Here is an 11,776-nt window from a genome sequence, read left to right on the forward strand (position 1 = left end):
ATTGTCTGCTGTTTAAGCAAGTATGAAGGTTCCAGTCACTGGAAGGTCAAGTATTTTGTTCGAAGTGTCTCACACGACGTGTACTTTGCTGTTTTCTTCCAATTTTTCGGCAAAAAATAGCGCGCACAAGTCACTACTAAGAAAGCCATTAACTGTTGGAAGGTTCTTCCTGGCCCGTCAACCAATGCGCCCCAAAAGCGGGAATGTTTCCAGCAGCCAGAACGCAAAGGCGGACATATAACCGGTCATCATGGCAACTCCCATGGCGATCATGATCAAGGCCGCCGCTGCACGGAGATAACGCCCAAAGCGTCCTATGGATTTCAATCTGACAGACAGGCTCTCGGTAAACAGTGCTGCCAAGAGAAACGGCACTCCAAGCCCCACGGAATATACGATCAACAAAGCAATACCATCGCTGACAGTTGCCGACGAGGCGCTGACAGTCAGAATGGCACCGAGAATAGGACCGATGCAGGGTGTCCAGCCGAACGCAAAAGCAAGCCCAAGAGTATATGCCGAAACCACACGTCCACCAGGCAGATCAAGATGAAAGCGCGCTTCACGCATCATCCACGCCGGACGGAGCGTTCCCAGCATGAACAGCCCGAACAGAATGACAATGCCGCCACCAATCAGATTCATCTCGAACCGGTACCCGAGCAGGACCTGACCAAGTGCTGTTGCACTGGCCCCCAGAAGGACGAAAACCGTGGTGAAGCCCAAAACGAAACACAGGCTGAAACCAAGAGATGACAATCGACCAACTCGGATTGCCTCCGTTCTGGTCGAAAGAGAGGCACCACCCGCGATATAGGAGATATATCCGGGAACCAGAGGCAGCACGCATGGCGAGAGAAACGATATGAGGCCTGCGGCGAACGCGCTTATTATGCCGATATTGGAAAGTTCAGGCATTAATCTGTATTCCGTAAAATCAGGAACCAAGTATTCAGAGAACAGGAAGGTCAGCTAACCAAACAGTGCTAAGCCTATCTTTGTTCAGGGCTCTTTTCCTACTTTTGAGAACCAGTCTGTTAACTGATCGAGCCACCCCTTTTCAACAGGCGGCTTTGGGGGGTGGACAGCGTTTGTCAATCCGTTCACGTAAAGGATCAGATTCATCTGATTGAAACTCGTGCCGTGAAAAATACCGGCATGGCGGGTATTCCGATCGATAATATGAATCATCGGCGCAGACCCGTCACGCTGGCTCAATTTGGCGAATTTATCGGCAACAGTTACAGCACTGATATCCGAAGACGGCATAACAGGCCGCCAGTTCACCAGATCCCAAGAAGGAGTATCTGAAAAATCTTCGGAATGAACGGTAATGAACGTGACCATTTCCCGCATCGGGCTAATATTCAGCCTCGCCTGAGAGGACGCCAGTAGGGTTTGCTGTTCTGCACAGGCTGCACCACAATCCCTTGGCACAAAACTTAAAATAAGTATCTGATCATCAAGGTCGCTCAAATTAAAGCGACCTTGATTTTGGTTAAAAAGTTCTATCTCTGGAACCTTTCCGGTGTTTGTCACCTCAAAATATGGCTCTTTATCCGCCATCACCTCGTCAAGGTGTTCACCGGGATGATTCGCAAAAGCTGGTGAGGCCGTCAACGCCAGGATCAAAAACAACCACCGGATCATTCTGTTTCCCCCTGCGGCCCGGCGGCAGCTATGCCAAGAATGGCGACGTCAATGCTAATCTCGCCTGCGTTTTCAAAGCGCAATGTCATGGGAAACTTCTCACCTTCACGGAGTTTTTCATGCAATCCCGTCAACATGAGATGCATTGCCCCCGGCGCCAGAGTGACCGGGCGGTTGGCCGGAACATCCAGAGCCATGACATGTCGCATCCGGCGAACATCATCGACCGTGACGACATCATGTATCATCACATGGTCGGCCACAGCTGTGGTGATTTCCAGAAGGCGGTCGGTCGCAGCGCTTGTGATCGTAAGATATGCCACACCCGGACGGGATGTCAGAATCGTGGCACGTGCCCAGGCGTCAGATATTTCGACAAGGTTTCCGGCAGAAACCGGTAGTGCTGATAGCAAGGTCATGACGAGGGCGATGGCTGTTCTTTTCATATTGTACTCCCATTCATGATCGCGAGAATCCGGATTGCCATGTCTTCTGCCGGCTGATCTCCTTCACGAAAGACAGTCAGGTAACGCCCATCCGGTGCCATCAGATAAAGATGCCCGGAATGGGCCATCAAATAGCCGTCCGGTGCTGTATCGTCGTCCAACTTTTCGTAATAGACCCGAAAAGCCTCGGCGGCTGCAGCGACATCCTCCTTACTACCGGTCAATCCGATCAGCGCCGGATGAAAGGCCTCGACATATTCCGTCATGACGTCAGGTGTATCGCGTGCCGGATCAATTGTAATGAATATCGGTGCCACGCTGTCGGCTTCACGCCCCATGCGGTCAAGCGCATCCGCCATATAGGCAAGTGTGGTCGGACAAACATCAGGACAATGTGTGAAACCGAAAAAGACAAGCTGCCAACGCCCCGGGAAGCTTGCTTCACTCACACGGTTCCCCTGATGATCGGTCAAGGAAAAATCAGAGTGAATGGCGGCTTCTCCCGTCCCTTCGGCCCCCGACGACATTTGCTTGCGGTCGGAAGCCTGGAAGATATATGCGCCGCCAAAGAGCAGTACAGCAAGGACAACCATCCCCCACAATAGGGAACGGATGAAACGTAACCGGTTGAAATTATTCGATGTCATGAAACGATCCCGTGGAAAATCCCGCCCGGGTATTTGTCCCGGGCGGGTGTCATGTCACGATGTTATTTGTCGGAAGGCTGCGGCATGTGATCGGTCATAGCAGCCATCATTTCAGTACACTGCTCCATCATCGGCCCCATCTGGCTCATCATCTTCATCATACCCATCATGCCCTGCATATCCCCCATGCCTGAATTGCCATCATGCTCCATCATCGGGGATTGCTTGTCCGGAGTTTGGGCTTCCTGGGCATATAGGGCTGTTGTCGCCAGTCCCGCGACCATCATTGTGGCAAACGCGGTGAGTTTGATTGATTTACGCATCTCTAACATTCCTTTCGGTTGTGGACTCATGTCCCGACTGGGGTGTTACAGACGCTATATTTGCGCCTGATGCAGCCGGGGACCTTCCGGCCTCGTTGCCGGGAAGACTGTTTTTCGGGGTTTCATCGGATGAAGGGGCGATATCGCTGGCGCTCTTTTTCGACGAACAGGCCTTTTTGTTCATGCATAAACCCAGCGCACACATGGCTACGCAAGGCAGAACAGAAAGGAGCAAAGGTGCAATGCCGACCGCAACCATCCAGCTCCAGTTAAATGCAAGCCCAGCGACAAGGGCAGTTCCAGCCAGCACAAATACACCGCGACGTCCCTTCAGGTAATATCGAACGGCATGAACCACGTCATGCCCAAGCGAGGTATTACCGGATTTGGCTTGTTGTATCTCGGTCATAGGAGTTCCTTCCTCAATCGGTGTAGATGTGGGATTTAAGAAAATCTATCATCTCTGCTGTCGCCCATTCGGTCGGTCCGACAAGTCGACCAAGCTCGCGGCCGTTCCTGTCAATCAGAAGCGTCGTCGGTAAACCGGGGATGCCCAGAGCCGTCGTGGTTTTCATGGTTGGATCGATGAAGAGGTCCAGATTCCGGATGCCGATTTCGCTATAGAAATCCTGCACGACATCCGCTCCGGCCCGGTCGATCGACAAGGCAACGACTTTGAACTCCGAACTGCCGAGTTCGGCCTGCAGGGCATCCAGGGTCGGCATTTCCTCGCGGCAAGGAACACACCAGGTAGCCCAGACATTCAGCAAGACGACCGTTCCCTCGAAATCACTCAGTGTCATGGGTTGACCTTCGGCGTTTTCGAACCCGAATTCGGGAAGAGGCCGGGGAACGTCATGCATGACAAACGAGCGCTGTTGTCTCTGCCTTACATTGTCCGCTGCCTGATCGGTGACATTCTTCTCGTTGCGTAACGAAACTATGGTCAATGTGGTAACAACCACCAGTATGATGCCAGCGGCAAACCCCACTTTCAGGTTCATATGCACCAAGAGGCTCTTCATCGAGGTGCCTCCGCAGTTCCGGCACCTGAGGCCTCATTACGCAATTTTTCGACCCTTGGCAGAATGGTCTCGGCCAACACTTTTTCCGTTACCGGCCCGACATGCTTGTAAGCAATGTTCCCTTTTGCATCGACAACGAAGGTCTCAGGGACGCCATAGACGCCCCAGTCAATTGCCACACGCCCGTTAATGTCCGCACCTGTTCTCGTATAGGGATCGCCAAGGCTATCGAGCCATTCTGCAGCGTCGTCAGGCTGATCCTTATAGTTCAGACCATGCAGTGGAACGGTGCCGTCGCGGGCCAGTTTCATGAACACGGGGTGTTCTTCACGGCACGCGACACACCAGGAGGCAAAAACATTGACCAGCGACACTTCACCTTTGAGATCCGTACTCGACAAACCTTGCATCCGGCCTTTTACCGGCGGAAGGTCAAATTCGGGGACCTGTCTGCCCAACAGGGCCGAGGGGAGTGTGTTGGGATCAAGAGTCAATCCCTTCGCCAGGGCCACACCCAATATCAAGGCGATGCCAAGCGGCAGAAAATAGATCAGCCGGTTGAAGTGCTTTTGCGGGCGATGTTCTTTGGGGACTGCACTCATTTCGCCCTCCCGTCTTTAGGATTCAGATTGTGCTGGAATGCGCGTTCCTCGTCCGACCAGACACTCTTGATATAGCCAAGTACAGCGATGATCTCCTCATCACTCAGAACATCCTCGAATGCAGGCATATCGCTCTCATATCCCGGCACGACAGCGCCAATCCCGAACTTGGTCATCGCATAAAGTTCCAGGTCGCTATGGCGCCATGTATGACCACTGGCATCGTGCGGCGGCGCAGGCATCCGCCCGGTATCAAGGCGGCGCTTCCAGTTTTTCTGCCCCTCAAGATTTGCACCATGGCACGATGCGCAGAATTCAGCATAGACATCGTTGCCCAGTGCAATCTGTTCCGGAGTGATCGGCTTTTCCAGAAAAGTCAGATTCTCGGGCGTTGATCCAGCATCCGCTACCCCGGACAACAAAGCCATGCCGACGCCAGCCATTAATCCGGTGACCAATGATCCAGGCGATACAGCGATCATTTCCTGCCCCGCAGATATTTAAACAACGCGAGAACACTCATGATCAGGATCGCAAGGATCAGAAGAAACACAAGACCGCCTCCTGCCATCATCAGCATCATCATCGGGCCCCCCATCATCGAACCATCCATCATCTGTCCAAAACACTCATTCATTGGCGTAAACGGCAATGCCGTCCTCTCCGAACGCATAGGTTTTCAGCGTCCCGGTTTTTTCACGTGCCATGCCCGGCGCATTTGGTGGCATGCCGGGCAGCGTGATACCCGTTATATCCGGGCGTTCATCAAGCATCCGTTCAATGATCTCGGCGGGAACCAGCCCGCTTACGACATATCCGTCAATCTCGGCCAAATGGCAGCCCAGCCCTTGCTCCGGGACACCGGCGGCAACGGATCGCTTGTCGAAATCGCGATCATCGACACGGGTAACCTGATATCCATTGGTCTCAAGATATTCGCCATAGGCATCACAGCATCCGCAGTTCGGATCCCGATAGATTGTGATCGATTTGCTTCTCTCACCAGCTACTGTCACGTTCGTTTGCGCCTCTCCTTTTCCCGGAGCAAACATTGTAAATGCAGCACTTCCGGCAACAGCCAGAATCGCAACACCTGTCACAATCACTAATTTTCTCATCTGTTTCTCCATCATCATATGTTCGCAATGGCGGTCCACGTCCTGCCACCGTCTGGGCTTTGTAAAACCCCGTCGTTATTCACAATTACGAGATCATCAGCGCGTAGCGGATGAACCGCGAGTGCTGTTGCGATAACTTCTGAACGCTTTAACCAGGTGACACCCGCATCGTGCGATTGCCAAATTCCGGATGGCAATCCGGCATAAAGTGTGGCCGGTCGCGATACCGCACTGACCAGCGCACTCACAGGTTCACCCTCAGGTAAGGGTACTTTGGGAGTTGCCTGCTTTCCGGACGCAAGAGCATCCATGGCATCGCCCGGCTGAACATCCTGCCAACGGCAGAAACAATCCGGCACACGCGTTACACCGGTATCGGTTCCGGCATATAGCCAGATCCCACCCATTCCGGTTGCCAGATCGACTGAAGACAGTGCTGTCAGATCTCGCTCGGCATTCGCTAACCATGGCCGGTCCATGACAAACACCCATGACTGACCAGCATCATCGCTCTGCCATAAGCCGTCACCGCGAATGGCGGCATATATGGTATCTGGGTTTGTCACCGCCGTTGTGATGGCAGTGACGGCAGCTTCTGGCAGTCCTTGCCCGCGCACGTCCCAACTTTTCCCGCCATCGACAGACAGAACAATCCCGCCGGTATCCAGACCGCCAACAATGCGGCCCGGCCTTTCCGGATGTGTTGTAAAAGTGAGAATGGTGCCTTCCGACACCTTCGGCAGCGCTGTCCAGTTTTGGCTCCCATTGCGATAAAGAAGCGAGGTACCGCGCGCAACAATCAGCGAATTGCCGTCAAAAACGATTGCACTGCTTGTGCTTTTGCTAATCGCGGCAAAGGCCGTGGCTGGCAACAGGTAGAGGCCGGCACCCGCCATGAGACCGCGAAGCAGCACACGTCTGGAAACGGCGCCACCCACTATGGTGTTTCTCTTCATATGCCTGTTTCTCAAGGAGTTGGAGCTATCAGACCGTGATACGGAACCTGCTCACAATGATCCTATAAGGTTTGATCTTCAGGGGTCGGGCTCCCGTAAAAACGGGGCGCTCAAGGCAGGGGCGGATTGCCGCCTGTCCATTGAGTGAAGCCGTGCTTTTGGGCCTCGTAGATCGGAAAACATGATTTCCGACCCTGTCTGAAGAAGCTCTCAAGCCCGCAATAAAAATTGCGGGCACGAAGCAGCACGTCATGAGAAATCGCGGTGATGCCCCATGACACTGATATCCTCAAACCAAAACGGATTAAGGAGATATCAGTTCAGAGTGTTGGTTCTGGGAGGGAATGGATCGGGAGAGTTTGAGCGGCCGGTAAGGCTGCCTGTCGGCCCGAAATGCTCGACTGAGGCGAGTGCAGGTATTGCAACTTGTACAGGCGAAATTGCGATAGTTGATACCTGAGGGCACGCAATATCGCAGTCCGGCATGATGTCGCCGCTGCCAGAACAATTCTGGCAATTGTCCATTGCCATGTCCGCCATCGGCATCCCGACATCCATAACAGCAGCGTTGACCGTCTGGAGACTTGTCCCGACGGCAAAAGCAGCGATCAAAAGTATGGTCAGAAGCCTGATACAAGCTAGCATACTTATAGTCTTATCCCAAGAATGAATATCTGTCGATAATAAATTCCCGTGAACATTCCTCTGTCAATCAAGAACATGTCTCTGCGCATAGTCCAGATGGGAAAGTCAGTGGGCTGCCCGACCTTCAAGAGGAAATGACCGCACTACATTTATCGACAGATTGCCCGCAAACTACGCTGGCAGATAGAGGAACAACTCATTGTGTCTACTCATCATTGGCAGGTTCGTGGTTCGGAAGCAATAAGTGCCTTCCTTTGTTGTTAAGGCCGTTTATTTCCGATTGGCCAGATAATCCCTAAAAACCAGAAGGGTTTCTTCGCTAGCATAGTGTTCCATACCTTCAGCGTCAATTCGAGCCGTCTCCGCACTAATACCAAGGGCACAAAGAAAACTTTCGACAATCTGATGGCGCTCCCGGCTTTGTCGGGCGAGCTTGCGGCCTTGGGCTGTCAGGAAGATACCACGGTAGGGTCTCTGTTTGATATATCCGTCAGAAGCGAGGCGCTTGAGCATTTTGGCAACGGTAGGTTGCGCAACGCCGAGCCTGCGAACAATATCGACCTGACGAGCTTCTCCGCCATCAGTTATCAGGTCGGCAATCAGTTCGACATAGTCCTCAACCAATTCATTTCGGCGACTATTCCGCGTTTGCCGAAAACTCTCTACTTGTACGTTTTCATCAACAAGGGCACTCGAAGGCGCTTCTTCTGTCTGATCGGTAAGCATGCGATTTCCTTGGTAGTTATCAGCAATAAGGTATAGCTAAAGCTATACCTTATTGCAATACAGCAAACTGTTGTCTGATTTAACAGGAACTGACGTGGTGATCTGTTTTAACATAGCTATTGCTATATTATAGAGTAAGTGCTTTTATTGATTGAAACCCCTGTATTAAGGAAACTCTCATGCGTCGATGGCTACCAGTAGTTCTTAACCGTCGGAGGTTCCTCGGAGCTGGCATCATCGCAACTGCGGGGGCGACCTTGGCTGCTCGGGAGACGCTTGGCCAATCGGACACATCACAGGGCACGAAGAACCATGATGGCGACAGATTGGGTAGCGGAAATATGTCGGAAATGCCGGGCCATGCTACTAACCATGGAACGATGATGACCGTTGGAGATGTCGACGAGGTGCGCAATGGCTTCGACACCTCAAAACTTCTTACCGATTGGGATACAGGAACGATCTCGCAGCTACCTGATGGACGGCGTCTGCGTACTTTCGAAATTGATGCCATCGACAAGGAGATCGAAATTGCTCCCGGTGTCATGTTCCCCGCATGGACATATAATGGCCGGGTACCAGGTCCGGCATTGCGAGCAACTGAAGGCGAGCGACTCAGAGTCATCTTCCGCAACTATGGCTCTCACCCGCACTCGATCCACTTCCACGGGATTCATTCGGCTCGCATGGACGGTGTGCCCGGGGCCGGAGTGGTTGGCCCAGGAGAAGAGTTTATCTATGAATTCGATGCCGAACCGTTCGGCTGCCACCTCTATCACTGCCACGCACTCCCCCTAAAACGGCACATCCATAAGGGGCTTTACGGGCTCTTTATCATTGATCCTGACCCGGGACGACATCCCGAAAATACTGATATCGCCAGATCCAGACTGCTAGGGACAAAGGAGAACAATCAGTGGCAGGAATTCGCAATGGTAATGAATGCCTTCGACACCAACTTTGACGACGAGAACGAGGTCTACGCGGTCAATACTGTTGCACATGCCTACATGAAGCGACCTATCCCTGTGAGACGCGACAGACCGGTCCGCATTTACCTTGCCAATCTCGTCGAATTCGATCCGATCAACTCGTTTCACCTGCATGCGAACTTCTTCAACTATTTCGATCACGGCACCACACTAACGCCGACACAACTGACGATTGATACCGTCATGCAGTGTCAGGGGCAGCGAGGCATTATCGAGTTCTCGTTCGAGAATCACGAGCCTGGGCTCTACATGTTTCATGCGCACCAGTCCGAGTTCGCCGAACTGGGCTGGATGAGCTTTTTTGATGTTCAGGAGGCCAGAGCATGAGTGACACGGACCCTTTAGCCCCAAACATCGATGCTCGGGATGCTTCACCTCGCAACAAGCTGGCTCTGATCTGGCTGGTCCTGCCACTTGCAGCACTTGCCGCCGCTATTGCATGGCTCGTTACGAGCGATCTTTTAGGCAGTTTTGACAACGGTGTACCACCAGTAGAGAATTTAACCTTCGAGCGGACAATTCTGTCCTCGGACGGCATTGCCACTCGAGTTCGCGCCAGTGGTTCTGATCCGATGATGATTGCTCAGGTACTTGTGGATGATGCGTATTGGCAATTCGAGCAGACTCCTCCGGGACCCTTGAGCCGGGGGCAGAGCGCATGGATTCATGTGCCATATCCCTGGGTTCAGGGAGAAGCGCATGTGATCAAGACAATTACGAATACAGGGGCAACATTCGAGCATGAGATCCCAGTGGCGGTGACGTCGCCAACCCAGAGTAATGGCACGTTGCTCTTCCAAACCCTTCTTGGCGTCTTCGTCGGTATCGTGCCGGTATCTATTGGCCTCCTGTTCTATCCCGCCTTGCGCGGCGTCGGCCAGCCGGGCATGAACTTCCTGCTCGCCATGACTGTTGGCCTGCTTGCTTACCTCATGATCGACGCTGCAGGAGAAGCGTTCGAACTCGCCAGTCAGTCTGCTGCCATCTTCCAAGGGCAGATCATGGTTGTCTTCGCCTCGGCGGCAAGCTTTCTCATACTTATGGCTGTTGGTCGACGACATGGTGCGCCGACGGGTTTGGCTCTCGCCACATTTATTGCTCTCGGGATCGGGTTGCATAATCTGGGAGAAGGTTTGGCTATCGGTGCCGCCTTTGCGGCTGGCTCGGCCGGGCTTGGTACGTTCCTGATCTTGGGTTTTGCCATCCATAACATCACGGAGGGCATTGGAATTGCGGCTCCCATTCTCAAAAAGCGACCGTCGTTAATCACTTTCCCGGCTCTTACCCTTCTTGCAGGAGGACCTGCAATCATTGGTTTGTGGATCGGAAGTCTGGCAGCGGCACCGCAATGGTCGGCCCTCGCCCTGTCCATCGGAGCGGGTGCCATCTTGCAGGTTATCATCGAGGTCGGTTCCTATCTGGCCAGAAGCAACGGACGCGGCAGTGCAGCGCTTTATTCGCCTTCAGTGTTGAGCGGATTGATTTTTGGCGTTGCCTTCATGTACGCAACGGCAATGCTGGTGAAAATCTAAACCTTTCACTGTCGAATACAGCGCCTTCATGCATTCAGACGTGGCTCGAACACATGATAGAGCATTTAAAGGCAGTAGATTGACGATTGCATGCCCGGCAATCACAATCATCTTTGATGACAAGTCGCCGAATGCTTCCATAACGACTGCTATTGCACAGATGACAAAAGTCCCGGCCATTGGCAGACGTAAAAAATATACATGGAAAAAAACTAGGGCTTGTTGAGTATCACCGTCCATTGATAATGGCAGCGACAGCATAGATCATGGCGCAGAAGCTATCATCTGTCTTGTCGCTCCGCATGGCGATGCGTTTGAACTCTTTGAGTTTGCAAAAGAAGTTTTCGATCGGATGCCGCCATTTGTACACTTCAAGGTCGATTTCCACGGGTTCGAGGCGCTGCGGGCGCTGTGATATGCAAATCATGGCACCGCGTTCATTGAGTTCATCTATAATCCAGTTGCAGTCGAACGCCTTGTCGGCCAGCAAGCCGCCGAAGTCGATGCCGTGGATCAGAGGTTCAACGCCAATTGTGTCGTAGCGATTGCCGGGCAGAAGCTCAAAACGAACGAGATTGCCAAGCGCATCGGTGAGCGCCAGGGTTTTCGTCGTCCAGCCCCCTTTAGATTTGCCTACAGCCTGGCTTTGAGTCCCCCTTTTGAGCCTTGACCATGACGATGAACCTTGACGATTGTGGCATCGATCATCGCGTATTCAATGTCCGGTACACCGCTTAAGGCATTGAACATACGATAGAATACATCGCGCTTGACCCATTCGCGAAATCGCTTGAACACCGTGTTCCACTTACCAAAGCATTCTGGTAAATCCCGCCATGGGCTATCCGTGCGCGCAACCCACAAAACCGCTTCCATAAAAAGTCGACAATCACCGCCGGTACGCCCGGGATCAGTCGGCTTGTCCAAGCAATGTGGTTCCATCAACACCCATATTCGATCCGTGATCACAAACCGATCTTCATTCATCAAAACCTCCTCAAAAGGAAGCTTGAATCACATTCGAACCGATTTGTGAATCCCAATACTCAACAAGCCCTACACTGACGGGTGAAGAATCTGTCAGAGCCGCCGCTATTAAAGTAGACAGAATAGG

The 11,776-nt window shown here is 52.6% G+C and carries 16 protein-coding genes; 2 read left to right on the forward strand and 14 right to left on the reverse strand.

The window, feature by feature from the left end:
• Positions 1 to 177 precede the first annotated feature (177 nt).
• The 13 genes from AUQ43_RS12390 to mntR all read right to left on the reverse strand — a co-directional run bounded on the left by AUQ43_RS12390 (position 178) and on the right by mntR (position 8,138).
• Positions 178 to 918 carry a cytochrome c biogenesis CcdA family protein gene (locus tag AUQ43_RS12390; RefSeq protein WP_062956571.1) on the reverse strand — a complete coding sequence of 247 codons (741 nt, stop codon included), beginning with the start codon at positions 916 to 918 and terminating at the stop codon, positions 178 to 180.
• An 84-nt stretch (positions 919 to 1,002) separates the two neighbouring features.
• Entirely contained in the window at positions 1,003 to 1,650 is a 648-nt protein-coding gene (locus tag AUQ43_RS12395; protein WP_062956572.1) for a hypothetical protein, read from the reverse strand.
• Positions 1,647 to 2,096 (reverse strand): copper chaperone PCu(A)C, encoded by a 450-nt coding sequence (locus AUQ43_RS12400; RefSeq protein ID WP_062956573.1) that lies wholly within the window; start codon positions 2,094 to 2,096, stop codon positions 1,647 to 1,649. The genes AUQ43_RS12395 and AUQ43_RS12400 overlap by 4 nt, the downstream gene beginning before the upstream one ends.
• Complete coding sequence (locus AUQ43_RS12405; protein WP_062956574.1) at positions 2,093 to 2,743, reverse strand: SCO family protein; 651 nt, start codon at positions 2,741 to 2,743, stop codon at positions 2,093 to 2,095. Before AUQ43_RS12405 ends, AUQ43_RS12400 begins: the two co-directional genes overlap by 4 nt.
• A 62-nt stretch (positions 2,744 to 2,805) precedes the next feature.
• Positions 2,806 to 3,066, reverse strand: coding sequence for a hypothetical protein (locus AUQ43_RS12410; RefSeq protein WP_062959163.1), 261 nt, complete (start codon positions 3,064 to 3,066; stop codon positions 2,806 to 2,808).
• Complete coding sequence (locus AUQ43_RS20445) at positions 3,059 to 3,475, reverse strand: hypothetical protein (RefSeq protein ID WP_197482551.1); 417 nt, start codon at positions 3,473 to 3,475, stop codon at positions 3,059 to 3,061. Before AUQ43_RS20445 ends, AUQ43_RS12410 begins: the two co-directional genes overlap by 8 nt.
• Positions 3,476 to 3,488: 13 nt before the next feature.
• Positions 3,489 to 4,091 carry a TlpA disulfide reductase family protein gene (locus AUQ43_RS12415; protein WP_062956576.1) on the reverse strand — a complete coding sequence of 201 codons (603 nt, stop codon included), beginning with the start codon at positions 4,089 to 4,091 and terminating at the stop codon, positions 3,489 to 3,491.
• Positions 4,088 to 4,693, reverse strand: coding sequence for a DsbE family thiol:disulfide interchange protein (locus AUQ43_RS12420; protein WP_062956577.1), 606 nt, complete (start codon positions 4,691 to 4,693; stop codon positions 4,088 to 4,090). The genes AUQ43_RS12415 and AUQ43_RS12420 overlap by 4 nt, the downstream gene beginning before the upstream one ends.
• Entirely contained in the window at positions 4,690 to 5,175 is a 486-nt protein-coding gene (locus tag AUQ43_RS12425; protein WP_062956578.1) for a cytochrome c, read from the reverse strand. The genes AUQ43_RS12420 and AUQ43_RS12425 overlap by 4 nt, the downstream gene beginning before the upstream one ends.
• Positions 5,172 to 5,309 carry a hypothetical protein gene (locus AUQ43_RS20310; RefSeq protein ID WP_156518939.1) on the reverse strand — a complete coding sequence of 46 codons (138 nt, stop codon included), beginning with the start codon at positions 5,307 to 5,309 and terminating at the stop codon, positions 5,172 to 5,174. Before AUQ43_RS20310 ends, AUQ43_RS12425 begins: the two co-directional genes overlap by 4 nt.
• 13 nt (positions 5,310 to 5,322) lie before the next feature.
• Positions 5,323 to 5,811 carry a DUF411 domain-containing protein gene (locus tag AUQ43_RS12430; protein ID WP_196871077.1) on the reverse strand — a complete coding sequence of 163 codons (489 nt, stop codon included), beginning with the start codon at positions 5,809 to 5,811 and terminating at the stop codon, positions 5,323 to 5,325.
• A gap of 14 nt (positions 5,812 to 5,825) precedes the next feature.
• A complete protein-coding gene (locus AUQ43_RS12435) occupies positions 5,826 to 6,767 on the reverse strand; it encodes a hypothetical protein (RefSeq protein WP_197482552.1) in 942 nt (313 codons plus the stop codon).
• 915 nt (positions 6,768 to 7,682) lie between these two features.
• Positions 7,683 to 8,138 carry a manganese-binding transcriptional regulator MntR gene (gene mntR, locus AUQ43_RS12445; RefSeq protein WP_062956581.1) on the reverse strand — a complete coding sequence of 152 codons (456 nt, stop codon included), beginning with the start codon at positions 8,136 to 8,138 and terminating at the stop codon, positions 7,683 to 7,685.
• A gap of 179 nt (positions 8,139 to 8,317) precedes the next feature.
• On the opposite strand from mntR, the gene AUQ43_RS12450 reads away from it, so the two are divergent.
• On the forward strand, positions 8,318 to 9,457 hold the full coding sequence (locus tag AUQ43_RS12450) for a multicopper oxidase domain-containing protein (RefSeq protein WP_114129784.1): 1,140 nt from the start codon (positions 8,318 to 8,320) through the stop codon (positions 9,455 to 9,457).
• Complete coding sequence (locus AUQ43_RS12455) at positions 9,454 to 10,662, forward strand: ZIP family metal transporter (RefSeq protein ID WP_062956583.1); 1,209 nt, start codon at positions 9,454 to 9,456, stop codon at positions 10,660 to 10,662. The genes AUQ43_RS12450 and AUQ43_RS12455 overlap by 4 nt, the downstream gene beginning before the upstream one ends.
• 229 nt (positions 10,663 to 10,891) lie before the next feature.
• On the opposite strand, the gene AUQ43_RS20690 is transcribed toward AUQ43_RS12455, so the two are convergent.
• Positions 10,892 to 11,649, reverse strand: a protein-coding gene (locus tag AUQ43_RS20690) for an IS5 family transposase (RefSeq protein ID WP_369813471.1) whose coding sequence is annotated in 2 segments (ribosomal slippage) — positions 10,892 to 11,313 and positions 11,313 to 11,649 — 759 coding nt in all. Because the reading frame shifts where the segments join, the coding sequence is not laid out codon by codon here.
• Between the last annotated feature and the right edge of the window lie 127 nt (positions 11,650 to 11,776).

Origin of the sequence: Thalassospira sp. MCCC 1A01148, assembly GCF_001613795.1 — a bacterium.
Lineage (GTDB): Bacteria > Pseudomonadota > Alphaproteobacteria > Rhodospirillales > Thalassospiraceae > Thalassospira.